General features: G+C 72.4%; 15 protein-coding genes and 1 pseudogene. 9 read left to right on the top strand and 7 right to left on the bottom strand.

Annotated features, from left to right (window positions below; genetic code table 11):
• Positions 1-113 precede the first annotated feature (113 nt).
• Positions 114-1,388 (top strand): MFS transporter, encoded by a 1,275-nt coding sequence (locus ACVW19_RS09145; RefSeq protein ID WP_457458248.1) that lies wholly within the window; start codon positions 114-116, stop codon positions 1,386-1,388.
• Here the strand turns inward: ACVW19_RS09145 and ACVW19_RS09140 are convergent.
• On the bottom strand, positions 1,366-3,120 hold the full coding sequence (locus ACVW19_RS09140; RefSeq protein WP_457458246.1) for an NAD+ synthase: 1,755 nt from the start codon (positions 3,118-3,120) through the stop codon (positions 1,366-1,368). The genes ACVW19_RS09145 and ACVW19_RS09140 overlap by 23 nt on opposite strands.
• Positions 3,121-3,259: 139 nt before the next feature.
• On the opposite strand from ACVW19_RS09140, the gene ACVW19_RS09135 reads away from it, so the two are divergent.
• Positions 3,260-3,703, top strand: a complete 444-nt coding sequence (locus ACVW19_RS09135) for an RrF2 family transcriptional regulator (RefSeq protein WP_457458244.1) — start codon at positions 3,260-3,262, stop codon at positions 3,701-3,703.
• A 55-nt stretch (positions 3,704-3,758) separates the two neighbouring features.
• Here ACVW19_RS09135 and ACVW19_RS09130 read toward each other — a convergent pair whose 3' ends face one another.
• Positions 3,759-4,949: a globin domain-containing protein gene (locus ACVW19_RS09130; protein WP_457458242.1), complete on the bottom strand. Its 1,191-nt coding sequence runs from the start codon at positions 4,947-4,949 to the stop codon at positions 3,759-3,761.
• A 376-nt stretch (positions 4,950-5,325) separates the two neighbouring features.
• Here ACVW19_RS09130 and ACVW19_RS09125 point away from each other — a divergent pair, with 376 nt between their 5' ends.
• A complete protein-coding gene (locus ACVW19_RS09125) occupies positions 5,326-6,687 on the top strand; it encodes a glutamine synthetase family protein (RefSeq protein ID WP_457458240.1) in 1,362 nt (453 codons plus the stop codon).
• A 67-nt stretch (positions 6,688-6,754) separates the two neighbouring features.
• Here ACVW19_RS09125 and ACVW19_RS09120 read toward each other — a convergent pair.
• A pseudogene (locus ACVW19_RS09120) lies at positions 6,755-6,928 on the bottom strand (transcriptional regulator); the annotation flags it as partial.
• Positions 6,929-7,118: 190 nt separating this feature from the next.
• Positions 7,119-8,057, bottom strand: coding sequence for a TauD/TfdA dioxygenase family protein (locus ACVW19_RS09115; protein WP_457458238.1), 939 nt, complete (start codon positions 8,055-8,057; stop codon positions 7,119-7,121).
• Positions 8,058-8,833: 776 nt separating this feature from the next.
• Between ACVW19_RS09115 and ACVW19_RS09110 the strand changes: the two genes are divergently transcribed.
• Positions 8,834-9,559: a response regulator transcription factor gene (locus ACVW19_RS09110; RefSeq protein WP_457458236.1), complete on the top strand. Its 726-nt coding sequence runs from the start codon at positions 8,834-8,836 to the stop codon at positions 9,557-9,559.
• A gap of 4 nt (positions 9,560-9,563) precedes the next feature.
• Here the strand turns inward: ACVW19_RS09110 and ACVW19_RS09105 are convergent, their stop codons facing one another.
• Together ACVW19_RS09105 and ACVW19_RS09100 are read right to left on the bottom strand one after the other, a co-directional pair.
• Positions 9,564-12,155 (bottom strand): LuxR C-terminal-related transcriptional regulator, encoded by a 2,592-nt coding sequence (locus ACVW19_RS09105; protein ID WP_457458235.1) that lies wholly within the window; start codon positions 12,153-12,155, stop codon positions 9,564-9,566.
• Positions 12,152-14,635, bottom strand: a complete 2,484-nt coding sequence (locus ACVW19_RS09100; protein WP_457458233.1) for a LuxR C-terminal-related transcriptional regulator — start codon at positions 14,633-14,635, stop codon at positions 12,152-12,154. Before ACVW19_RS09100 ends, ACVW19_RS09105 begins: the two co-directional genes overlap by 4 nt.
• Before the next feature lie 359 nt (positions 14,636-14,994).
• Here ACVW19_RS09100 and ACVW19_RS09095 point away from each other — a divergent pair, with 359 nt between their 5' ends.
• The 5 genes from ACVW19_RS09095 (at position 14,995) to ACVW19_RS09075 (ending at position 22,757) form a co-directional block, all read left to right on the top strand.
• On the top strand, positions 14,995-15,891 hold the full coding sequence (locus ACVW19_RS09095; protein ID WP_457458231.1) for a hypothetical protein: 897 nt from the start codon (positions 14,995-14,997) through the stop codon (positions 15,889-15,891).
• Positions 15,881-17,758 carry a LuxR C-terminal-related transcriptional regulator gene (locus ACVW19_RS09090; protein ID WP_457458229.1) on the top strand — a complete coding sequence of 626 codons (1,878 nt, stop codon included), beginning with the start codon at positions 15,881-15,883 and terminating at the stop codon, positions 17,756-17,758. The genes ACVW19_RS09095 and ACVW19_RS09090 overlap by 11 nt, the downstream gene beginning before the upstream one ends.
• Positions 17,759-18,119: 361 nt before the next feature.
• Positions 18,120-18,962: a helix-turn-helix transcriptional regulator gene (locus ACVW19_RS09085; RefSeq protein WP_457458227.1), complete on the top strand. Its 843-nt coding sequence runs from the start codon at positions 18,120-18,122 to the stop codon at positions 18,960-18,962.
• Positions 18,963-19,022: 60 nt separating this feature from the next.
• Complete coding sequence (locus ACVW19_RS09080; protein ID WP_457458225.1) at positions 19,023-19,769, top strand: response regulator transcription factor; 747 nt, start codon at positions 19,023-19,025, stop codon at positions 19,767-19,769.
• A gap of 1,074 nt (positions 19,770-20,843) precedes the next feature.
• Entirely contained in the window at positions 20,844-22,757 is a 1,914-nt protein-coding gene (locus ACVW19_RS09075) for a BTAD domain-containing putative transcriptional regulator (protein ID WP_457458223.1), read from the top strand.
• Positions 22,758-22,916: 159 nt separating this feature from the next.
• On the opposite strand, the gene ACVW19_RS09070 is transcribed toward ACVW19_RS09075, so the two are convergent.
• Positions 22,917-25,187, bottom strand: coding sequence for an MMPL family transporter (locus ACVW19_RS09070; protein ID WP_457458221.1), 2,271 nt, complete (start codon positions 25,185-25,187; stop codon positions 22,917-22,919).
• Positions 25,188-25,706: the final 519 nt, after the last annotated feature.

Below are 25,706 nucleotides of genomic sequence, written 5' to 3'. Positions count from 1 at the left end.
GTGCGTCGATCGCCGGAACACCGGACCTGAGAGGCTTTGTTCCGCACTTGAACATATGGACGCGCGGAACGGCGCGGAACAGCGCGGAACCCCAGCCTCGAAAGGTCCCCCTCATGCCCCTGGCCCTGCTCGCCCTCGCCGTGGGCGCCTTCGGCATCGGTACCACCGAGTTCGTGATCATGGGGTTGCTCCCGGACGTCGCGGACGACCTGAACATCTCCATCCCGAGCGCCGGCCACCTGGTCTCCGCCTACGCCCTCGGTGTGGTCGTCGGCGCCCCGCTGCTCGCCGCCGCGACGGCGAGGATCTCCCGGCGCACGGTGCTGATCGCCCTGATGGTCCTCTTCGTCGCGGGCAACGCGCTCTCGGCGTTCGCCCCCGACCACGACTGGCTGCTGGCCGCGCGCTTCCTCAGCGGGCTCCCGCACGGTGCCTTCTTCGGCGTGGGAGCGGTGGTCGCCGCCGACATGGTGACCCCCGACCGCAAGGCCCGCTCGGTCTCCCTGATGTTCCTGGGCCTGACGACGGCCAACGTGGTCGGCGTGCCCGCGGCCACCTTCATGGGCCAGCACCTCGGCTGGCGGGTGACCTTCCTCGGCGTCAGCGCGATCGGCCTGGCCGCCATAGCCGCCCTGGCCCTGCTGATCCCGGCGGACCACACCCCGGCCGCCCCCACGGCCGGCCTGCGCGGCGAACTGGCCACCCTGCGCTCCCTGCCCGTCTGGCTGGCCCTCGGCACCACGGTGGCGGGCTTCGGCGGGCTCTTCGCGGCGTACAGCTACATCACGCCGATGCTGACGGACTCCGCCGGCTACGCCGAAGCGAGCGTGACGCTGCTGCTCGCCCTGTTCGGCGTCGGAGCGACGGCCGGCAACCTGCTGGGCGGCCGGCTGGCCGACCACTCCCTGCGCGCCACCCTCTTCGGCGGCCTGGCCGCGCTGACGGCGGTCCTGGCGCTCTTCCCCCTCCTGATGCGCACCGAGGCCGGCGCGGCCGTGGCCGTGACCCTCCTCGGCACGGCCGCCTTCGCCACCGGCTCCCCGCTCCAGCTGATGGTCATGGAGAAGGCGGCGGCGGCTCCCTCCCTGGCCTCGTCCGCCAACCAGGCGGCCTTCAACCTGGGCAACGCCGGAGGCGCCTGGGTCGGCGGCCTGACCCTCGCGGCCGGCTTCGGGACGACGTCCCCGGCCCTCGCGGGCGCCCTGCTGGCCGCTCTCGGCATCGGCGTGGCCGCGGTGGCCCACACGGTGGACCGCAGGACGTCGCCCACCGCGGCCCCGTCCCCGAACCGGGACCGCGTCGTCACCGGCCACGTGCCCCAGCAGGCGCAGTCCCCGGTTCCCCAGCAGGCGCAGGCCCCGGCCGCTACTCCCGCCAGCCGCTCGTGATCGGCAGCCGGCGGTCCTTGCCGAACCCCTTCGGGGAGATCTTCGTCCCCGGCGGGTACTGCCGCCGCTTGTACTCGGCCCGGTCGACCATCCGCAGCGTCTTCGCCACCAACTCCGCGTCGAACCCGCCCGCGACGATCTCGTCCGCCCCGCGGTCCCGGTCGACGTACAGCTCGAGGATCGCGTCGAGCACCGGGTAGTCCGGCAGCGAGTCCGTGTCGACCTGGTCCGGCCGCAGCTCGGCACTGGGCGGCTTCGTGATCGAGTTCTCCGGGATCGGGGGCGTCTGCCCCCGCTCCCGCGCCGAGCGGTTCCGCCACTCGGCGAGCCGGAACACCGACGTCTTGTACACGTCCTTGATGGGCCCGTACGCCCCCACCGAGTCCCCGTACAGCGTCGAGTAACCGACGGCCAGCTCCGACTTGTTGCCCGGCGCCAGCACGATGTGGCCCTCCTGGTTGGAGATCGCCATGAGCATCGTCCCGCGCAGCCTGGACTGGAGGTTCTCCTCCGCCAGCCCGGACAGGCCCAGCGCCCCCATGTACGCGTCGAACATCGGCTCGATGGCGACCGTCCGGTAGTTCAGCCCGGTCCGCCGCGCCAGCTCCGCCGCGTCGTCCTTGGAGTGATCGGAGGAGTACTTGGACGGCATCGAGACGCCGTACACGTGCTCCGGACCCACCGCGTCGCAGGCGATCGCGGCGACGAGCGCCGAGTCGATGCCCCCGGACAGCCCGATCAGCACGGACTCGAACCCGTTCTTCTCGACGTACGCACGAAGCCCCGTGACCAGCGCGGAGTACACCTCCTCGTCGTCGTCGAGCGGCTTCGCGTGCGTCCCCTTCCGCTCCGCCGGGTAGGCGGGCAGCGGTGCCTCGGACAGGACGACGCGGTCGATCCGCAGTCCGTCGTCGACGACCTCGCCGGCGACGGGCGCGTCGGCGGCGGCCGCCGGCAGCTCGAGGTCCAGCACCAGGCACTCCTCGGTGAACTGCGGTGCGCGCGCCACGACCTCGCCGTCCCGGTCGACGACGATCGAGTCCCCGTCGAAGACGAGTTCGTCCTGCCCGCCGGTCATCGCGAGGTAGGCCGTCGTGCACCCCGCCTCCTGGGCCCGCTTGCGCACGAGCTCGAGCCGGGTGTCGTCCTTTTCCCGCTCGTACGGCGAGGCGTTGACCGAGAGGAGCAGCCCGGCCCCCGCCGACCGGGCGGCCGGCACCCGCCCGCCGTCCTGCCACAGGTCCTCACAGATGGCGAAGGCGATGTCCACGCCGTGCAGCCGCAGCACGGGAAGGGTCTCGCCGGGCACGAAGTACCGGAACTCGTCGAAGACGCCGTAGTTGGGCAGGTGGTGCTTGGCGAAGCCCAGCACGACGTCACCGCCGTACAGCACGGCCGCCGCGTTGCGCGGCGCACCGGCGGGCTGGCCGTACTTCGGCTGGGCGGTGGTGCTGCGGTCGAGGTAGCCGACGAGGACGGGCAGCTCCCCGAACCCCTCGTCGGCGAGCCGCGCGGCGAGGGAGCGCAGGGCCGCTCGGGAGGCCGCCACGAAGGACGACCTCAGGGCGAGGTCCTCGACGGGGTACCCGGTCAGCGCCATCTCCGGGAACGCCACGAGGTGGGCTCCCTGTTCGGCAGAGTGCCGGGTCCAGCGGACGATCGCTTCGGCGTTGCCGGCGAGGTCACCGACGCGCGAGTCGATCTGGTTCAGGGCGAGACGTAGTTGAGGCACGCGGCCCAGTGTAATCGTCAAACCGACGCGATGGGGTGGGAGGCCGTGCGGGGGCGGCTGCGGACCCCGCCCGGAAACTCCACAAGAACTCCCCTCGGATAATTTGAATGCCGGATGCGCGTTACCTACCCTGCCCGGTATGAGGCTGCTGCGCTCCACCGACCTCGCCCTGCGGGTCCTGATGCGCCTCGTCGTGGCAGGCGACTCCAACCCGACGACGCGCGATGTCGCGGCGGCCGTCGACGTGCCGTACACCCACGCCGCCAAGGTCGTCGCCGAACTCCAGCACATGGAACTGCTCACGGCCCGGCGCGGCCGGGGCGGCGGCCTCGCCCTCACGGAGCGGGGCCGCACCGCCTCGGTGGGCGCCGTGGTCCGAGCCTTCGAGGGGGAGGACGACGTCGTCGACTGCGAGGGCACCTCGGCCCTCGCGGCCTGCCCGCTCCGTTCCGCCTGCCGCCTGCGGGGCGCGCTGCGGCGGGCCCAGGAGGCGTTCTTCGCCTCACTGGACCCGCTCACGGTGGCGGACCTCGCCACGGGCCCGACGGGCCCGCTCCTGCTGGAGATCTCCCGGGCGCCTTGAGCCCGCCCGTCCGATGGACGCCCCCCGTCCACCCGACAGCTCTCCCGGGGCGTGCTCAGCCCTGCTCGGCCAGCCACAGGTCCGGGCCGAACACCTCGTAGTGGATGTCGGCCGGGGCGACGCCCTTGCCGATCAGCTGCTCCCGCACCGTCCGCATGAACGGCAGCGGACCGCACAGGTACGCGCGCGTGCCCGGCGCGACCGGCACGTCCGTGAGGTCGACGTAGCCGGTGGAGGTGCCGGCCGGGGCGTCCTGCTCGTACCAGAGGTGCACGGTGGAGTCCGCCAGCTTGGCCGCGTACCCCTCGTGGTCGGAGCGCTGGGCGTGGTCGGCGGGGGAGCGGTCGCCGTGCACGACGGTGACCGGGGCCCGGTGCCCGCCGTCGGCGAGGTGCGCCAGCATCGCGGTCATCGGGGTGACCCCGATCCCCGCCGAGGCCAGCAGGAGGGGGGTGCCGGGCTCGGCGTCGAGGACGAGATTGCCGTACGCCTCGGACAGCTCCAGGACGTCACCGGCCCGCACCCGCGCGTGGAGGTGGCCGGAGACCTCGCCCTCGGGCGTTCCGTCCTCGTCGTGCACGCGCTTGACGCTGAACTGCCGCTCACCGGGGCCGGGCGCCCCCGAGAGGCTGTACTGGCGGATCTGCCGGGCGCCGTCGTCGAGGGCGACGCGGACGGAGACGTACTGGCCCGGGCGGAAGTCCCGCACCGGGCCCCCGTCGGCCGGGCGCAGCCGGAAGGAGACGACGTCGGCGGTCTCGGTGACCCGCTCGACGACCTCCCAGGCGCGCCAGCTCGGCCCGCCCTGCTCCTCGTAGAGCCGCTTCTCGACGGCGACGAGGGCGTTCGCCATCAGCCAGTAGACCTCCTCCCAGGCGGCCGCGACCTCGGGGGTGACGGCCTCGCCCAGGACCTCCGCGATGGCGGCGAACAGGTGCTCGTGGACGATGGCGTACTGGTCCGGGGTGATGCCGAGCGAGGCGTGCTTGTGCGCGATGCGCCGCAGCATCGCGTCGGGCCGGTCGTCGGGGTGCTCCAGCAGGTGCGTGGCGAAGGCCGCGATGGAACCGGCGAGGGCTTCGCGCTGGGTGCCCGCGGCCTGGTTGCCGCGGTTGAACAGGTCGCGCAGCAGCTCGGGGCGGGCGGCGAACATCCCGGCGTAGAAGCGCTCGGTTATCTCGCCGAGGGCCGCTCCGACGGCGGGGAGCGTGGCACGGACGGTGACGGCGGACTGCTCGGACAGCATCAGGTCTCCTCGTTCTCGACTGCCTGCGCCACCCATTAAAACTTGCATCTGAAATACCAATTAAGGGGGGGGTGGGGTTGAGCCGACCGAGGGGACCCTGCTGAAGGGCGACGCGCCGGAGCGGCCGCCGACGACGACGTGCCGGTGACGCGCCGACGGCGTGCCGGGGCGGCGCCCGCCGTTACGCACACCGGCCCGAACGGGCAAGATGGACAGCGGGCGCGATGAACCACGGGGCCGCCGGACGATCATGGTCGGCAACACGCGTGAAACCCGGATGTGGTGGGATGGCCCGACTGCCCGACCGCAGCCCGAGGAGGCCAACCGTCGAGGCAAGGGAAAGACGGTCCGACCGGCGATGATGGGGAAGCGGAAGATGGACAAGCAGCAGGAGTTCGTGCTCCGGACGTTGGAGGAGCGCGACATCCGTTTCGTACGGCTGTGGTTCACGGACGTGCTGGGCTTCCTGAAGTCCGTGGCCGTGGCCCCGGCCGAGCTGGAGCAGGCCTTCGACGAGGGCATCGGCTTCGACGGCTCGGCGATCGAGGGCTTCGCCCGGGTGTACGAGTCCGACATGATCGCCAAGCCGGACCCGTCGACGTTCCAGATCCTGCCCTGGCGTGCCGAGGCGCCCGGCACGGCCCGCATGTTCTGCGACATCCTCATGCCGGACGGCTCCCCGTCCTTCGCCGACCCGCGCTACGTCCTCAAGCGCGCCCTGGCCCGCACCTCCGACATGGGCTTCACCTTCTACACCCACCCCGAGATCGAGTTCTTCCTGCTGAAGGACAAGCCGCTCGACGGCAGCCGCCCGACCCCCGCCGACAACTCCGGCTACTTCGACCACACACCGCAGAACGTCGGCCAGGACTTCCGCCGCCAGGCCATCACGATGCTGGAGTCGATGGGCATCTCGGTGGAGTTCTCCCACCACGAGGGAGCCCCCGGCCAGCAGGAGATCGACCTCCGCTACGCGGACGCGCTGTCCACGGCCGACAACATCATGACGTTCCGCCTGGTCATGAAGCAGGTGGCGCTGGAACAGGGCGTGCAGGCCACGTTCATGCCGAAGCCGTTCTCGGAGTACCCGGGCAGCGGTATGCACACCCACCTCTCCCTCTTCGAGGGCGACCGCAACGCCTTCTACGAGTCGGGCGCGGAGTACCAGCTCTCCAAGATCGGCCGCTCCTTCATCGCGGGCCTGCTGAAGCACGCGGCGGAGGTCTCCGCGGTCACCAACCAGTGGGTCAACTCCTACAAGCGCATCTGGGGCGGCTCGGAGCGCACCGCCGGCGCCGGCGGCGAGGCCCCCTCGTACATCTGCTGGGGCCACAACAACCGCTCGGCCCTGGTGCGCGTCCCCATGTACAAGCCCGGCAAGACCGGCTCGGCCCGCGTCGAGGTCCGCTCGATCGACTCCGGCGCCAACCCGTACCTGACCTACGCGCTCCTCCTGGCCGCCGGCCTGAAGGGCGTGGAGGAGAGCTACGAACTCCCGCCCGGCGCCGAGGACGACGTCTGGGCCCTCTCCGACGCCGAGCGCCGCGCCCTCGGCATCCAACCCCTCCCGCAGAACCTCGGCGAGTCCCTCACCCTGATGGAACGCAGCGACCTGGTCGCCGAAACCCTGGGCGAACACGTCTTCGACTTCTTCCTGCGCAACAAGAAGCAGGAGTGGGAGGAGTACCGCTCCGAGGTCACCGCCTTCGAACTCCGCAAGAACCTGCCGGTGCTGTAACGCTCCGCTGCGGCGCGGAAGGGGGTGTCCGCTCTGGCGGTCACCCTCGGCTCACGAACCCTGCCATCCCCAGGAAGTCCGCCCAGGCGGCGACCCGCATGCCCACGGACTCCCGCCGCAGCCTCAACTGCCGCCCCACCGTGGTGATGACGGCCACTCCCCACTCGTCGTCCGGGTCGACCGCCCAGCCCGGCTCGTCCGTCTCATCCCTGACCCGTACCGCCTCACCGTCCACGGACATCCGCACCCCTCCGTCGTACGCGTCGCGTCGTATCGCGAGGCGTACGACGGAGGGGTGCGGCGGCGACGGTGGGTGAGGGAGAGCGGCGCGCGGTACACCTACGGGTGATCCGGACGGTACAGCTTCTTTCGGGGCCTTCCCTCGTCGGCCGTGCGGGGGCCGGGACCCCGCACGGCCGTGGGCCGGGGGATCAGAAGGGGCGGTCGCCCGCGATGGCGACGCGTTCGGCGATCCGGCGGTGGGTGCCGTAGTCGTTGACCGCGTAGTGCTGGGTGGCCCGGTTGTCCCAGAACGCCACGTCGCCGGGCTGCCAGCGGAAACGGACCTGGTATTCGGGGATGTGTGCCTGCTGGAAGAGGTAGCGCAGCAGGCGGTCGCTCTCCTCGCGGGGCATGCCGGTGATCCGGGTGGTGAAGGAGACGTTCACGAACAGCATGCGCCGCCCGGTGTCGGGATGCGTGCGCACGACGGGGTGCTCCACGGGCGGGAAGTGCTCCTGGTGCGGCGCGAGCCGTTCGGGCCCGTAGAACCGTGCGAAACCGGGGATGAAGTCGTGCACGGCGCGGGCACCGTCGATGCGGTCCTTCACGTCCTGCGGGAGGTTGTCGTAGGCGGCGGCCATGTCGGCCCACAGGGTGTCGCCGCCGGCCGGCGGCACCTCGCGCAACTGGAGGACGGCACCGAGCGCCGGCCGCTCGCGGAAGGTGACGTCGGCGTGCCAGACGTTCTCGAACGTCGGAGTGGACCCGCTGCCCTTGTCGAAGCGGACGACGTCCTCGCTGGACCCGGCGGCGAGCAGCGGGTTGGTCTCCAACTCGCCCCAGTGGCGCGCGAAGGCGCGCTGCCGGTCGGGGGCGAGGTGTTGGCCCCGGAAGAACAGCACCTTCCACTCCAGCAGGGCCCGGTGGAGTTCGGCGCGCAGCTCGGGGCCGAGCGGGCGGGACAGGTCGACCCCTCTGATCTCGGCGCCGATCGTGCGCGCCTGCGGCTCGACCTCGAACAGCTCGTAGGGCCGCTCCTCCCACCCCTCGGGCACCCGGCGCAGGACGCGCCGTCCTTCGTAGACGCCGTCTCCGGGGATGCGTGCCTCACGCAGGGTGGCGGGTGGTGCGGTGTTCGTGACGGTCATGGGACGTCCTTCCTCTGCACACGGGTTCGAACGGGTCACGGATGCGGACGGGCCGGCCGTGCCGGGGTACGGGGCGCGGACCGTCCCGGCGTCGCGGACGCCGAGGGGCACACCCGCCCGTACGCGGGTGTGTGGGAGGACTGCCGGGGCGGCCCGGTAAAGGGGCTGTGCGGGGCCGTCGGCCGGGAAGACGGGGAGCGGGCCCGGGTGGTGAGGGGCCGGGCCGGGTCAGAGGGTGCGGTCGGCTATCGGCCGGAGCGCTCGCAGCCGGTTCGATCCGGGACGCGCGGCGCCACCGACATCCTGACGAACCAGTACGTGGTCATGGCGACGATTGTGTGATCTTGCCCGTGTTCTGTCAACGGGCCCCGTCCGGCCGCCGAACGCGTCCACCCGGTCCGGTGCCCGCCATCATCGCCCCCGGGCCGGCCGGGTGTGCGTCACGGTCAACTCAGGTTTGCGCGACTGCCTCCGTAACAAGCGTCAGGAGGGGAAGGAGGAGAGCGGTACACCTACGGGTGATGGGCCGTGACCGGTGTGGCTACCTCGTCGTCACCCTGCTGGTCCTCACCGAGTGCAGCGGTTGGCCGAGATCTTGTGGGTGGGGGCCGGGGGAGGGGTCGGAATGACCGTATGTCGCGGAGTGGTGACGGGATCGTCGATCTACTGCAACCCTCCGGGTGGCGCAAAACCGCACCCCGCCGGGACATAATCGCTGGGATTGTGCGACGGAGGCTCGGTGGGGGAGCCGGTCGGCGGAGGGACGGGGGCGCTGGATGAACCAGGGATCGGTCAGGGTCGCGGTCGTGGCGCGGGGCGCTGTCGCGCGCAGGGGGCTCGCAGCCGTGCTGGGGGAAGCCGCCCAGGTGAAGCAGACCACCGTCTTCCGGCCGGAGGAGTTCACGACGGCGTCGCCCGAGGACGCCGTCCAACTGCTCATCCTCTCCTGCGACGTGCTGGTGCTCTGGTGTGTGAACGGCGCCGGGGAGGGCGAGGACGCGTGGGCCGCCGAACTGGCGGAGGTCGTCCGCCGCAACGGGGTCCGGGTCCTGCTGGTGCTGCCCGGTGCCGAGGTGCGGCGCGCCGCGTCCGGCGAGGTCGTGCCCTGTGACGGAATCCTCGACCAGGACGCCCTGACCAGCGAGGGGCTCGACGAGGCCCTGCGGAACCCGGCCGAGGCGGTCCGGCCGGCGCCGGTGCCGGCCGGGCAGCCGGTGACCGCCCCCTGGTCCGTCAGGCCCGCCCGGGGCGCCGCCGGGCCGCGGAACCGGTTTCCGAGGAGGCAGCTCACCGAGCGGGAGAGCCGGGTGCTGGAACTGCTGGTCGAAGGGCTCAGCAACCGGCAGATCGGGCAGGCCCTCGAGGTGTCCGAGCATGTCGCCAAGCGCACCGTCGCGCTCGTGCTGGCCAAGCTCGACTGCCCCAACCGCACCCAGGCCGCCGCGGTCGCCCTGCGCGAGGGGCTCGTGGGTACGGGCTTGGGGGAGGCGCTGGGCGCGTAGGGCCTTATGGGTGGCCCAGTACCACCGCGAGGTCGGAGCGGCCGTTGACGCCCAGGGCGCGGTAGGTGTGCGTCAGGTGGAGTTCGACGGTGCGGACGCCGACCGACAGCTCCTTGGAGATCGCCGTGTTCGACAGGCCCTCCGCCGCCAGCAGGGCGACCCGCAGCTGAGCCGGACTCAACCGTGCCCGGTTCGAGCCGGGCTGAGCGGCGAGCCGGGCGGCGACCTCCTCGGTGAGCGGGAACGGCCGGCCCCGTCTGACCGCCTCGTCGAGCAGGTGCCGCGCCTCCGTCGACCGGCCGGTGTCGAGCAGGGTGGAGGCCAGCGCGACCATCGCCCGCGCGTACAGCCTCCGGGTCGGCATGCCGGCGAGCAGACGCACCGCGGTCCGTAGATGCCCGAGCGCCGTACGGTCGGGGAGGGCCGGTCCCGCCCAGAGGTGGACTGCGCCGACCGCGCCCGGCGCGCCCCAGGTCCGGGCCGCCGTGAGGCTCTCGACCACCAGGCGCTCCGCCGTCCGCGGGGCCGCGCAGGCCGCCTCCGCCATGGCGAGATGCGAACGCCAGGGAATGACGGCGGGGTTCACACAGCCGAGGGGCCGCAGAATCCGGCCGCACTCGCGCAGATGCGCCCTCGCCTCGGCGGTCCGGCCGGTGCGCAGGCAGAGGACGCCCCGGGCGAACAGCAGGTGGGCACGGCCCAGACCGTGCTCGTTGCGGTCCGGCGGGGCCTCCGCCCGGGCCGACCGCTCCAGGGTCGACTCCGCCAGGTCCGTCCGTCCTGACTCCAGGGCGACGAGTGCCTCCACCGCGGTCAGTCTCGGCAGCGCCCGCGGATGCCAGTGGTGCCTGGGCACCTCGGCGACCGCCTCTGCCAGCCGCTCCCTGGCCTGCTCCAACTCGCCTGTACGCAAGGCGAGTTCGGCAAGACCCAGCAGTGACTGACCGGTCACCGGGCTCACCCTGTGCCGTCGCGCCTCGGCCGTGATCCGCTGCAGCCCGGACCGGGCCAGCGCCACGTCCTCGGTGACGGCGAGCACGCGCGCGGCGAACAGCCGGGGAGTGAACAGCCCGTTTCCCGCCCGGATCAGCACGGTCCCGGCCAGTCGGCGGGCCTCGCCGATCTTCCGCCCGGCCAGACAGTGCCGCCAAGCCTCGGCCGCGGCCCGGGTCGCGTCGAACTCCGGCGCCTCCCGGTCGTCCCGCGGGCCGAGGGCCGAGGCGTCCGGTGCCGGTGCCGGTGCCGATCCGGGCGGGCAGGTTTCCGCGGCCAGCACGTGCAGGCCGCGCAGCGTACGCCGCTCCGCCTCCGACGTCGTCCGCGCCGCCGTCGCGCTGAGCGCCGCCGCCGCGTCGTCCCCGGCGTGCAGCGCCAGCATGTCGGCGGCGAACAGCAGGGCCCCGGACCGGTCCGGGACGCCGGTCTCCCTGAGGATCCGCCGGAATCCGCGCTCGGCCGCCGCCGGCCGCCGCGACGACTGCGCCTTCGCCAGTTCCAGCAGTACGTCCGTGCGCAGCCCGTCGGCCGCTCCGTGGTCCAACGACCGTTCGAGGAACACCACCGCCGCGTCGTCGTCGCCGGACCGGCGCGCGGCCACACCCGCCGCGTGGAGCGCGCCGGGCACCCAGGGCTCGTCCAGCGAGGTCCGCGCGGCCAGCCCGCCGAGCACGTCCTGAGGGAAACCCTCGCGGTGCGCCAACCGCACGGCACACTGGTGGAGTTCACGGCGTCGGTCGCCGTCCAGGAGGCCCAGTACCCGCTCGGCCACCAGCGGGTCGTACAGCCGGGGCCGTACGGCGGAGTCGAGCAGGCCGGTGACGGCCGGCTCCGTACGCGCCCGCTCGCCGTCCGGCACGGAGATCCCGGCCAGCTCGCAGACCTGGCGGAACGAGAAGTGTCCCGCCGCCACCGCGCTCGCCGCGACGAACGCGGACGCCCGCGCGGACGCCCGCGCCAGTACGGTCCTCAGATGGTGCCGGCCCGTCTGGTCGGCGAGCGCGGTGAATTCGGCGGCGTCGGGGGGCGGACCGGGCCATCGCCGGAGCGCGGCGCACAGGACCGCCGGGTTGCCGCCGGTCGCGGCGGTCGCGGCCGGCAGGAGCGAGTCGGCCGCCTCCTCGCCGTACGCCCGTACGAGCAGCGTCCGTACGGCGTGCTCGGTCAGCGGGCGCAGCGACAGCTCGTATCCGGGACCGGCCTGCGCGCCGGGCGGCGCGGGGTCGGAGTCCTCGGAGCCCTCGACGACCACCCGCAACGCGGGTCGCGGTGTCGGGTGGCCCGTGGGGGACGTGGCCCGTTCCGTCTCCGACGTGCCCCGGGTGTCGTCGGTGAACAGGGCCGACGGGCCGCTGATCGAGGCGAGTTCGCCCTGTCCGGGTGCCGTGAGGACGTGCAGGCCGAACTGCCGGGCGAGGGCCGCGCCCTCGGCGAGCAGGGCGCTGCGTCCGGTGCCCGGGCGCCCGCGCACGACGACGGTCGCCGTCCCGCCGTCCACGACCTGGCGCACGGCCCGCTCCAACGTGGCCAGTTCCCCGGCCCGTTCCAGGAGCCCGTCGGGCGCGCCGGGTGAACCCGGGGACCGGAGCGGCCGGTTCACCGTGTCTCGCCGAGCGCTCGCGTCTCGACGGGCTGCGGTCCTTGTGCCGGGAACCACTTCGCGAGGCCGGCCCGCCCGGGGACGCCGAGTTTCCGGTACACGTTCGTCAGGTGGTACTCGACCGTGCGTACCGTCAGGCACAGGGCGTCCGCGATCGCCCGGTTCGACTTCCCGGCCGCCGCCAGTTCCGCCACGGGACGTTCGGCATGGCTGAGCGCCGCCAGGGTGTGCCGGCCCTCCGCCGAGCGGAGCGCGCACCGTGCCTGTTCGGCGACGGAGGTCAGGCCGCACCGCACGGCGATCGCCAGCGCCGCGCGCAGACGGGAGGGCGCACCCCGGTCCGACCGGTGCAACAGGGCCTTGCCGAGGCGGAGTTCGGCGAGGGCGTGGGACTGCCGGTCGGAGCTTTGGGCCAGAACCCGAGCACTCTCGGTGAGCAGTTCGACGCAGCCGGCCGGGTCGGCCGACACGCCCCGGGCCAGCAGACTCAGCCCCGCGCTGCGGGCCGTCGGCCATCGCTCGGCCAACTGTTCTCCGAACTCGGCCCGTCGGGCGGCGGCGCCCGGTCGGCCCAGCCGCATGAGCAGCTCGGTGCTGTGCACCCACCAGAGGGTGAACACCGGGTTGCCCACGCCGGCGGCGGCGAGACTCGCCCCGCACCGCTCGAGCAGACGCAGGGCCTGCTCGGGCCGGCCACGGCCACGCTCGACCAGGGCCAGGGCCGTCAGACGGTGGTGGTACTCCCAGACGCAGTCGTCGAGCCGGCGGCCGTCGAGCCGGAGCAGTACCTCCTGTGCCCGGTCGAGGTCGCCCCGGGCGACCAGGGCGTGGGCGTGGGCGATCGACGCCAGCCGGCTCCGCCCCGACGTGCCCTCTGTCTCGGAGAGACGGGACGCGGCCGACGCCGCCTCGGCGGCCTCGGCCGCCTGGCCCGATTCGAGCAGCACCAGGGCCCGCGCCGAAGCGGCGTGGCACTCGGCCCACATCTCCTCACGCTCGGCGCTGTCGGCGACGGTCCGCTGCAACTGGTCGAGTGCGGTCGCGGTGTCGTCGGCCAGTGCGAGGACCTGCGCTGCGGCGACCCTGGCCCAGGCGGTGTGCGGCCGCCCGGACCAGAGGACCTGACGGGCGCCCGCGACCGCCGTCTCCCGCGCCTCCGGCCCGGAGGCGGTCAGCGCGGTGCGCAGCGCGCGGACGGCGAGGACCGTGCGCTCGGTCGGGTGGTCGGTGAAGACCGGGATGGCGGAGGAGGCGGGTGAGGTGAGGGCGACAGGGATCGCGGAGACCGGAGAGACCTCAGGGACCGCAGAGGCCGTGGGGGCGGTGGGGGCGGGGGCCGGAGCCCGTTGCGCCCGCCCGGTCGGCGGGCCGTCCTGACGGCCGGGGTCCAGCTCACGCAGCAGCGCGTCGAGCGCGGCGGGGGTGTCGGGGGAGTCGTGCACCATGAGGGAGGTGAGCCGGAGCAGGTCGGCGGCGTGGGCCCGGACCAGTGGATCGTCCGTGCCGGGGGGTGTCCCGGCGAGGTGGGCGAGGTGTTCCCGGGCGGCCAGGGGATCGATGTCGACCAGCGCGGTGGCGAGGTCGATGCGGACGGCGACATCGTCGGGGTCGGCGGCGTGGAGCCGCGTCAGATAGGAGACCGCGGCAGCCGGGCGGTCGTGCCGGGCGGCTGCCGCCGCCTCCTTGAGGACGGCACGCATCCAGGAGCGGTCCAGCGTGCTCTGCTCGAGCAACAGGTCGGCCACCTGCTCGGCCGGTTTGGCCGCGTCGTTGAGGATCTCGGCGGCCTGGGCGCGCATTCGCTCCCGCTCGGCCTCGGGCAGGGGGTCCAGCAGCGAGAGGGTGCCGTGGGCCGGTAGGGGCCCGGGGAGCAGGCCGCGGGCCTCGGCCTCCTCCAGGAGCCGGCCCGTCGCCTTGGACGGGAGCCCGGCCAGGGCGCCGACGAGGTCCGGGTCGGTGCTGCCGAGTGCCGCCGCAGCCCGGGCGACCTCGAGCAACCGGGGCTCGCGCCGGGCGAGTTCGGCCAGGTCTTCGGCGGTCGGCCGGGCGGTGTCGGCGGGCCAGAGGCCCGCGGCGTCGATGACCGTGCAGTAGTCCCGCGTCGCCAGTTCGTGGAACGCCGCCGCGGCGGGCCCCGGCAGTCCGGGGGGCAGGTGCAGCAGGACGGTCAGCGGCTGCCGGTAGGTGGCGCGCATCAGCTGGTCGATGAAGCGCAGTGTGCCCTCGTCGCACCACTGTGCATCGCCGATGGCGAGGACGAGCGGCCCGCGCGCCAGCAGCCCGCAGACCAACGAGTGGGCCGCGTAACGGATTTCGTGACCCGGCGGCGAGGCGCCGAGCAGGCGTCGCAGCACGGCGTGCTCCGTGCCGGCCGCTTCACGCCGACAGCCCACGCGCCGTACGTTCGCCTCCCGTCCGTACGTGACACTGACATGGCGGGCGATGGCGTCCACCGAGCCACGGCCGGGGGTACCCAGCATCACCACGCAGCGTGCGCCGCGGTGTCCGCCACGGACCGGGCAGGTGGACGGCCCGCGTGGCGTGGCGGCCGGCACGGCAGCGGTTCCCGTTCTGAGCGTGTGGGAACGGGAGACAGAGAACGAGGGAACCGAAAGAACCGAGGGAACCGGATGCGCCGGCTTTGATCGTCTCGAACTCATAATCATTACGATATGACAGTGCTGTGACTTTTTGTTGATGGTGCCGGGCCTTTGTGTCCAGGCGGCGCGCCAGGGTCAATCGGCCCGGAATGACCCGCACTTGACCGGTTCCGCTGATGAATGGAGGCTCCGTGCGGCTCCTGGAGCGGATAAAGGATCTCGACACGGTCCAACGTGCGATGAACAGTACGCAAACAGGCGACACCGTGCTCATGGCGGTCACCGGAACTCCGGGTGTGGGGCGTTCGGCCTTCCTCGACGCGGTCGCGGTCCACGCGGAACAGCACGGCTTCGTCGTACGGCGAGCCCGAGGCAGCCGACTGGAACAGGGGCTGCCCCTCGGCCACCCCGGTCCGGCCCGCCCGGAACCCGCCGACCGCCCGGTCGCGCTGCTCGTCGACGACCTGCAGCGGGCGGGGGAGCCGGCCCTGACCCGGCTGACCGCGTTGCTCGCCGACCCGGGGCCGGGCCCGCTGCTCATGGCGGTCGCCGTGTGCGAGGGCGAGTTCGCCACCGAGATGCCGGGGGTGCAGGAGATCCTGTCGGCCGCCGACCAGGTGATCCGGATGGGGCCGCTCGGCACGGAGGGAGTACGTGCCCTGCTCGGGGAACGCGGCATCGTGCTCGCCGACGACCAGGTCCACGCCTGGACCCACGCCACCGGCGGCAACCCGACACTGATCATCTCCCTGTTGGAGCGGTTGGAGCGGTTGGAGCGTGCGGGCCGCGGTGCCTCCGCATGCCTGCTCGATCTCGCCCGTGCCCAGCCCGCGCCCTGGAGCCTGCGGTCCCGCGTGGCCGCGGCCCTGACCGGTCACCCGGAGTCCGTCGGCCGGCTCGCCGCCTGCGCGGCGCTCCTCGGCGGGGAGACCGAGACGCACATCCTCGCCCGTCTGGCGGACCTGGACCCGGCCGAAGGGGACGCCGCGACCAGGGCACTGATCAGACTCGGCTGGGCCGCCGACCGCTGGACACCGCCCGTACTGTGGGACTGCGTACGGGAGGCCGCCGAGGAGGGGGATCTCGCTCACCGACCGCGACCGGCTGCACCGCCGGGCGGCCGAGTTGCTCCATGACTCGGGCGCACCGGCCGAGCGGGTCGTCCCCCATTTCATGGAGGTCGGCCCCGGTGACTGGACCGGGGCCGCACGGGTGATGCGGGAGACCGCCCGCGAAGTGTGGCGCAGTGGCGACGACGCGCTCGCGATCCGCTGTCTGCGCCGAGCCCTGCGCGAGTTCCCGCCCGACAGCCCTCAGCGCGGCGACCTGCTGGCCGCCCTCGCCGACGTGGAACAGAACGCCGACACCTCCGCGATGCTGCGCCACGTGGGCCAGGCGCTTCCCCTGCTGGACGCGGTCCCGGAACGCGCCGCGGTCGTGGCCCGTGTGCCGCTCACGCTGTTCCTCTCCGCCCCGCACGCGGCGTCGGAGATGCTGGAACAAGCCGGGGCGGGGCGCACGGAGCCGATGGTGCCGACGGCCGACCCGGTGGAACGGGCCGCCCCGGAGACGTCGGAACTCGGGCTGCGGCTGGAGGCCCGCGTACGGCTGTCGCGGCTGGGCGACCCGGCGGCTCAGGCCGCCGCCGTCCAACGGCTGCGAGCCCTCGATCCCGGCGGATTCCTCGACGCCGGCCGAGCCCTCGACCCCGGACCGGTTCCCGGTCCCGGTACCGCGGCCCGGCGGGAACTCATGGCGGTCCTCGTCTTCGCGGGCGTCCTCGGCGGCCGGCTGCCCGCCACCGAGGTCGCCGACCGCACGCGGTGGCTGCTGGAGCACGAACCGGCGTCGGCCGCCTCGGAGTACACCGCGTCCGCGCTGACGATCGCCTGCGCGGCCGTCGCGGAGGAGAGTGAACCGGCGCGCTGCTGGCTGGACACGGCGCTCGAGACGGCGCGGCAGCGCGACGACCGGCGGCTGCGCACGGCCGTGTTGAGCTGGCGCGCGCTCACCGCCGTGCACGCCGGCCGGCCGGCCGACGCCCGGGCGGACGCGCGGGAGGCCTGCGCGACGGCTCCCGACCCGGCGCGGGACCCGGCAGGGGAATCGCTGGGGGACCACGACTGGCTGACGGTGCTGAGCCTGACGTCCGTGGCGGTCGAGACGGGGGACACCTGGCTGGCGGAACGGCTGCGGGACCGGCTGGCCCAGGGGCAGGGCGCCGGGCAACCGGTGTGCGGGCTCGCCCTGCGGGTGCTGCAGATCCCGCTGACCGCGGAGCGTGAACTGCCCGCCCTCGCGGCCGACCTGCAGGACGCCGCCCGCCGCGCCGAAGCGGCGGGCTGGTGCAACCGGACCCTGTTCCCGGTCGACGTGTGGCGCGCGACCCTGCTGCTCCGCCTCGGCGACCCGGAGGCCGCGCTCCGGCTCCTCGCCCGCGCCTGTGACCGGGCACGGAGCTTCGGCGCACCGACCGCACTCGGCCGGAGCCTGCGCATGTGGGGCACCGTGGTGCGCGGCCGCTACGCCCTGTCCCTGCTCGCGGAGTCCGTCGCCGTGCTCAGGGAGAGCTCCAACCACCTCGAGCTGGGACGGTCGTTGACGGCGTACGGAAACCGGATGCGGGCCGCCGGACGGCCGGGCTCCGACGAGATCCTCGCCGAGGCGGACCGGATCGCCGAGGCGACGGGCGAGGCGGTGCTGCGGCGCTGGACCGCCTCGCAGCCGCCGTCCCCGCACGGTGCGCCGCCGTGCGGAGGCGTACCGGTGGCCGGCGGGGCGCTCAGCGACACCGAGCGGCGGGTCGCCTCCCTGGTGGCCCTGGGGCACACCAACCAGGACACCGCCGAGGCGCTCGGAGTCACCCGGCGGGCCGTGGAGAAGATCCTCACCAGGCTGTACCACCGGCTGGACGTGGACGGCAGGGCCGGGCTGGTTCCGGCGGTGCGCCGCATGGCCGGAAGGGCGGTCTTCGGCTCGGGCGTGCTCGCCGAGCGACTGTGACCCGGTAGTCGGGGCGCCGATGTGGGTAGTGGTGCCGGGGTGAGGGCCGGTGTCGGGACCGGGGGCCGGTGCCCGATCGGTGCACCGAACGGGCTACTCGCCGGTAAGTCGGATTGGTCCCGTCCGGTAATGGAAAATGTGGGTGGAAATGCCGGTAATTCGCGGATGACCGGAGGTTGCCGAGCGGTGTCGGGGGGCGTTTCCCACTGCTTCCCGGGCCCGCCGCGACGGTCTCTCCGAACCCGCGGGACGGCGACCACAGTCTTTCGCGGGGGTTCCGGATTCCATTGCACGTCAACGCCCTTACTCCGTACGCTGGCTCGCGGCCAGTGAAAGATTCGAGAGGGAGGGAAAGGCTTACATGGCCCACGCGAAGATCAGTACGGTGGGCGGGCTCCTCCGGGTGGCGGAGGCGCATGCCACCTTGCCCGGGAAAAGCCCGTATTCCGCCGAAACGCTGTATGAAATAGATTCTTCTCTGTTCGACGCGGAAATCGGAAGCGAGAAGTACCGTGATGCGTTCCTTTCGCTTTTCGAGCGCTCCGGAATCGCTCTCGCCATTCTCGACCTGAATCTTCGGGTGCGTTCCGTCAACAGCCCCGTGATGCCCCGGTGCGCCCAGCGGGCGGACGAACTGCGCGGCCGTGAATTCGTGGAGTTCCTGCACCCGAGCGTGCGGCAGCACATGCTGCGTCAGTTCGGCCTGCTTGTGCAGGGACACCGGACTCGTCTCGTCGGTCACTCCGTCGTCCTGTCCGTCTACGGCAACACGGTCTCCGGCAAGATCACCGCGTTCCCGGTGACCGACGCCGCGGGCCGGGTCGAGATGATCGTGGTCCAGTTCACGCCGGAGGAAACACCCGTCGACCGCGAGGCGCACGACGACTCGCCGTGGAAGCTGGCCCCGCTCAGCGCGAAGGTCCTGGAGGGCGTGGCGGCGGGTGATCCGACCGTACGTCTGGCGGCCAAGCTGTTCCTCAGCCGACAGGGCATCGAGTACCACGTCGGCATGCTGCTGCGGCAGTTCCAGGTGCCCAACCGGACGGCACTGGCGGCGAAGGCGTACTCGATGGGCATGTTCAGCATCGGCAGCTGGCCGCCTAGGGTGCTCCCCGACTACATCCGCTCGGACCAGCAGGGAGCGGGGAACGGATGGGGCGAGACACGCGCACGATCGCGGCAGCGCCAGACCTCGGGACGCTGAACGCCTCGGAACGCTGAGCACGCCAGAACCACGCCAGAACCACGCCAGAACGAGGACGATGTGAAACTACTGGTCGTTGAGGCCAACGAACGGGTGTCGGCGGCTCTCGGGGCAGCTCTGGAGGAACAGGGTCTGGAGGCGGTGTGCGCGTCCACCGGCAGGGCCGCGCTCGAGTTGCTGGACCGGGCCCGCCCGGATGTCGTCCTGCTCGACCTCGCCCTCCCCGACTGTGACGGCTTCGGGCTGTGCGGCGCGATGCGGGCCGCCAGTACGGTCCCGATCCTGGTGACCACCGCGCGCGGGGACCATCTGTCCTGCGTGCGAGCGCTCGACCTGGGCGCGGACGACCACCTCGTCAAGCCCTACAACCTGGCCGAACTGCTGGCCCGGGCCAGGGCGGTGTTGCGCCGCGGCCGGCCCGCCGAGCCCGCCACCACTGACCCCGGAACCGGCACCGCCCCCGCCGCGGCCGTCCCCGACGGGCCCTTCGAGGAGCCGCCGGCAGACCTGCTGCTGGCCGGGCGAGTACGCATCGACCTGCGGGAGCGGGCCGTCCTGGTCGACGGTGCCCCGACCGAACTGCCGGACGACGAGTTCGACATCCTGGCCGCGCTGGCCCGGCAGCCGGGCCGGACACTGCGTGCCGACCAGATCGTCGAGGAGGTCCTGCGCGCGCACCGGGCGTTACTGCACGCCACCCTGCCGACCCGGATCGCCTCGCTGAGGGAGCGGCTCGGACCGTCCCGGCTGGTCGAGTCCCCCGAGGACGGGTGCTACCGGCTCCCGGCCCCCGAACCGTACGCCTGACGGCCCGGGGCGCCCCCGGACGGGCAGGAAGAAGGCACCGTGTTCCGGCCCGGGCCGCGGGCGGTGGAATCCGGGGTGTCCAAAGAGGCCGGGCGAGATGAATTCCCGGATACGGGACCGCTCGGCCTCCCAGGAGTGCGAACGATGCAAGCGCGGGGCGGCAGGTCTGGGAATTCTTTCAGTGATCGGCGTCGAACCCGGCGAATTCCCGCCAATGCGAGGAACGTGGTCGGCGACGCTGGCCGGCGCCGTCCGCGAGGCATGTATCGCCGATCCGCCGGGCATCCGCCGCGCCCCAGGTCATGTGACAACGCATTCTCTTGTGAGGGGACGAAGAGTGTCATCAGCCCGGTTCACCCGTCGCCGTCGAATATCAGCCACCGCCCTGGGATGCGCGGCGGACTCGGGGGTCCGTCGTTCTCGTAGTTCTCGTCGCTCTCGGCGTTCCCATGATCGATCCGGTTGCGGCGTGCTGCCGGTTCTGCCCGGCTGACGGGCCCGTGTCGGGAGATGTCCGGGGATTCGGTCGAACGTCGTGTCCCGGACGCGGCGTTCCTTGTTCTCGATCCACCAGTGCCGTCCGAGGTGTTCCGCGACCGCGGTGATTCTGCTGGTTTCGGCGGGGCGCTTCGCACTGGGCGAGGACGACCCCGCCCGTCCGCGGCGCGGAGCTGACGGACCCGGCCGCCGTCGGGACGGACCGCGCCGCGCGGAGTCCCGCCGTCCATGCCGCCCGGGGCCCGGCGGCCTGGGCGGCGCTTTTGTCAAGGGGAGTCGGGAACCGGGTGGAAGGGGCGGACCGAGGAACCAACGCGTTTGATCCGTAAGTCTGTTGACGCGTCGTTTCCGCAGCAGAGACCATCGATGACCTTGCAGCAACATGTATGTGACCTTCACGGTTCGTGGCACCTGAGCACCGTTCCACGGGGAAGCACGGTCCCCGCAAGACAATCCGAAGGGACACGAAGGGCTTTGACGCACTCGGCGACCGAAAGGACCGACGGCTTCGGTCCTCACCCGGACTGTGCTCACCCGGACGGCACCCATCCACTGCGGATCCGGATCCTCGGGCCGATGGAGATCAGCGGTCAGGGAGGGGACCGGACTCCGTCCGCCCCGATGGCCCGGCGGCTGCTCGCCGTTCTGCTGCTCCATGCCAACGAACAGGTGCGGACGTCCACACTCATCGACGAACTGTGGGACGGCGACCCGCCCCGGCTGGCCCGTAAGACCATCCAGACCTATGTGTACCAGCTTCGCAAGAGCCTGCACTGCGCGGGGGACCCCGGCGAGCGGCTGGAGACCTGTCCCAACGGCTACCGGATCAGGCTCGTCCCCGACGAGGTGGACCTGTGGCAGTTCGAGCGTCATCTCGCGCGGGCGCGCGCCGATCTGGGCGAGGGCGACCCCGAGAGCGCCGCCCGTGAGCTCCGTGCGGGGCTCGCCCTGTGGCGCGGCGACGCGTTCACCGACGTCGAGGCCGGCCCGGCGCTGGCCGCGCGCATCGCGCAGCTCGAGTACGTGCGGCTGAGCGCCCTGGAGCTGCGGATCGAGGCCGATCTGCGGCTCGGTCGCCATCACCGGCTGATGGGTGAGCTGCGGCAGCTGACCGCCGACCACCCGCTGAACGAGGAGTTCGCCGCCCAGCTGATGCTCGCGGCCTACCGCTCGGGCCAGCGGGGCACCGCGCTGGAGACCTTCGTGCGGCTGCGGCGCGATCTGGTCCACGAGCTGGGCATCGAGCCCTCGCAGCGGCTCCAGCGACTCCAGCGCGACGTACTCAACGAGGCGCCGTCGCTGGACCTGGCGCCGGTCCGGCCGGTGGCCGTACGAGCCGTCACCGCCGCACCCGCCACCGGGCGGGGCGGCGTCCCGGCGGGGCAGCCCATGATCGCTCAACTGCCTCCTGACACACCGGACTTCGTAGGCCGGCGGGCGGAGCTGGCCCATATCGTCACGCATGCCGGATCGGGCAACGGCAGGTCATTGGCGGCGCCACGGATCGTGACCGTCCTCGGCGGTGCCGGCTCGGGCAAGAGCGCCGTGGCCGTACGGGCCGCGCATCTGCTGCGCGAGCACTTCGCGGACGGGCAGTTCTACGTGCGGTTGCACGACGGGGGCAACTGTCCGAAGGATCTCGTCTCCGTGCTGCGCGCATTGCTGCGCGATGTTGGCATGCCCATGTCTGAACTGCCCGACCAGATCGACGAGTTGGCGCGGAACTTCCGCAGCTGGAGCGCGAACCGGAGCCTGTTGCTGCTCCTGGACGACGCCTTCGGGCCCGAGCAGGTCCTGCCGCTGCTGCCCGGCGGTTCGCTGAGCGCGGTCCTGGTCACCTCGCGCGTACGGCTGCCGGGTCTGCCCGGTGCGGCCAACATCGAGCTGGGACCGATGGAGACGGACGACGCCGTCGAACTGCTCGCCTCGCTCGCCGGGGCCGACCGGATCGGCGCGGACGTCGCCGCCGCCCGGCAGGTGGTGCGCCTGACCGGCAACCGCGCGCTGGGGGTCCGGGCGGCGGGGGAGAAGCTGGCGGCACGCTCCATGTGGTCGGTCACCGAGCTGGCCGCCCGGCTCACGCCGGAGCACCGCCGGCTGGCCGAACTGAGCAGCGGCTCCCTCGACGTCCGGGGGCGGATGACGGACGCGTGCGCCCGGCTGGCCGAACACGGTTGGGCGCTGGCCTGTCTGGCCCGCGCCGGGGCGGTCCCGTTCGACATTCCCCGCGCGGCGCGCGCCCTGGCCCTGGACACCTGGGCCGCCGACCTCCTGGTGGGCCGGCTCCTGGAACACCATGTGGTGGAGGCCGTCGGCTCGACGCCGGGCTCGGCGACGGTCTACCGCATCCCCGAGCTGATCCGCCTCGTCGCGCTGACCCAGGCGCAGGACGGCGCGGCCGCCGAGCCGAGGACGCCCTCGGGACGTTACGAGCTGGACGCTCCCGTACCGCGCCTCGACTCCGTACCGGCCCCCCGTTTCGGCGGGTGACTGCCGCCGACGCCCCACGTCCGTCGTCAGGCGTTCTGGCCCACCCACGCCCGAACGGGAGGGGCCCGCCCGCGCACTGTGCGCGGGCGGGCCCCCGGTACCGTCCGGCCGCCCAGGGGCTGTCGTTCGGACCAGGCCCTGAGCGGTCGGACGCGTTGCTCAGCGCACGCTCTGAGACCTCGCCTGCCCCTCGGACGCCTGTCCGGACTCCGAAGGAGCGGAAGGCGGCCCCGCGGGCGCGTCCGGCGCCTCGCGCAGGCCGAACCGGTTGTGGAAGCGGACCAGAGGCGCCGGCGCCCACCAGTTGGCGCGCCCCGCCAGCCGCATGAACGCCGGCACCAGGGCGCCGCGCACCAGCGTCGCGTCCATCAGGACCGCGATGGCCAGCCCCAGGCCGATGGCCTTCAGGTACGAGATCCCGGACAGGACGAAGCCCAACCACACGATGGCGATCAGTGCCGCCGCGGCGGTCACCATCGCACCGGTGCGCTCCAGCCCGCGCGCCACCGCCAGGGTGTTGTCCGCCGACCGGTCCCACTCCTCCTTGATCCGGGAGAGCAGGAAGACCTCGTAGTCCATCGACAGGCCGAACGCGATGCAGAACAGCAGGACGGGCACGGTCCAGGTGATGGTGCCGGTGACCACGAAGTCACCGACGAAGCCCTCCAGATGGCCGTCCTGGAAGCCCCACACCAGCACACCGAAGGTGGCGCTGAGACTGAGGCAGTTGAGGACCAGCGCCTTCAGCGGCAGCACCAGACTGCCGGTGAACAGGAACAGCAGAACGAACGTCGTGACGCCGATGATCAGGAGGGCGATCGGCAGCCGGTCGTACATGGAGTCCAGCGAGTCCACCAGTTCGGCCGCCGGGCCACCCACCTGGACGTCGTACGGCGCCTCGGTCGTCCGGATGTCCTTGACCAGCCGTTCGCCCTCCTCGCTCAGCGACTCGCTCTTGGGGATCACCGAGAGGTAGGTGCTGTCGTCCGCGCTGAACCGGTCCGAGCCGGGACCGGGCCGGGCGACCAGCTCACCCGCCGCGAAGGAGCCGACCTCGCTGTCGACCCGGGCCACGTTGCCGAGCGTGGACAGCTCGCGCACGTACGCCTCCACCTCACGCTCCCCGGTCGGCGGGGTGTCGCTCAGCACCACGTTCAGTGCCTGCGACTCCTGGGTGCTGAAGTCCTTCCGCACGATGTCGCTGAACTGGCGCGACTGGGTGTCGGCCGGCAGAACGCGGTCGTCGGCGAGGCTCATGTGCAGTGACAGGAACGGCGAGCCGAGGAAGAGCAGCAGCCCGATCACGGCGACCGCGACCGGCATCGGGAAGCGCATCACGCCCGTGGCGAGGCGGTACCAGAAACGCTCGGCCTCCGGCTTCGGTGCCTTCTCCGCCGTGCCGCGGCCGAGGATGCGGCCCTTGTCGATGCGCGGGCCGAGTGCTTTCAGCAGCGCCGGCAGGAAGGTGACGGAGACAAACGCGGCCAGCAGCGCGGTGGGGATGCCCGCGTACGCGAAGGAGCGCAGGAAGTAGAACGGGAAGACCAGCAGGCCGGCGAGGGCCAGCGCCACCGTCACCGCGGAGAACAGGACAGTCCGGCCGGCGGTGCGCAGTGCCGTCGCGATCGCCTCGTCGGTGCCGGCCCCGCCGCGCAGCTCCTCCCGGTACCGCTTGAGCAGGATGAGGCTGTAGTCGATCGCCAGACCGAGCCCGAGTCCCGTCGCGACGTTGGTGGCCAGCACCGAGACGTCGGTGAACAACGTGAGGATACGGAGCGTCAGCAGCACCGAGACGATGGTCAGTCCACTGACCAGCAGCGGCACCAGCGCGGCCACCACACTGCGGAAGACGAAGAGCATCACGACCAGGAGCACCGGGAAGGTGACCATCTCGATCATGAGAAGGTCGTCCTGGGTGGTGTCCGTGATCTCCTTGTTCGCGACCGCGGCGCCGCCCAGGCGCGTCTCCAGGCCCTCGACGGTGCCGTCGTACTCCGGCTGGATCCTTTTCAGCGTCGTCTGTACCTGGTCCTCGTCACCCGAGATCCGCACCAGGATCAGGGCACTGTCGCCGCCCTCGCCGCGCAGTGCCGGGGTCTTGCCCGTCGTCCAGTAGGAGAGGGCCTGTTCCACCCCGGACTCGGCGCCGATGCGCTGCGTGATCCGCTCACCGGCCGCGCTGACCGCCGGGTCGTCGACACCGCGGGTGTCCGATACCAGCAGGGTCAGATTGGGGGCACCCGAGTGGAATCGTTCGTCCATGATCTCGGCAGTTCGCGCGGATTCGGTGGAACTGTCCGTGAACCCACCGGCGGACAGGGTCGATATCACGCCACCGCCCAGCGCTCCCGCGAGCACCAGAAGTACGCCGGAAAGATAGAGCAACAGTCTGCTGCGGTGTGTGGTGAATCTGGCCAGTGCGACGAACATTCGGCAACCTTTCGAGGGGGAACGCCGTTACGGGGGGCGGCGCGTCGGTCCCGTTCACGCGATCAAAATAGGGATCGCGCGACGGTACTGGCAATGACAACCCTTTGTACGCCGGACGCAGTCGGGTGACCACGGGACAGCCGGAAGGGATCCTGCGCGAAGGTCGGTACCCGTACGTCCCCGGTCTCCCTCTCGGGCCTTCCTCTCGCCGTCCGCCGGCCGACCGCACAGGGCGGGTCCGCTCCGCGTCGGCGGGCCGCAGCAGCATGGCCGGACCGCCGGGGTGCAACTGCTCGACGCCCCGGCGGGCGGTGCTCGTCGGCGCAGTCGGCCGCATCCCCGGCGCGCCCCGGAACGGCTGGGCAGCCTGTGCCCCGACTACGGTCCACCATCGCGTGAATGGGCACAATGACAGATGTGTGCGGGTCATTTCCTGGAGGACTGCTATATCTAACAGACACTTCACCCTCCTAAATTGTGGCGAGAAACGGTCGGGGGTAATCCGAGCCATTCCCTGGA

It is taken from the genome of Streptomyces sp. TE5632, assembly GCF_054061295.1.
The sequence above is the reverse complement of the archived record's forward strand: the minus strand, read 5'-3'. Positions and strand labels throughout refer to the sequence as shown.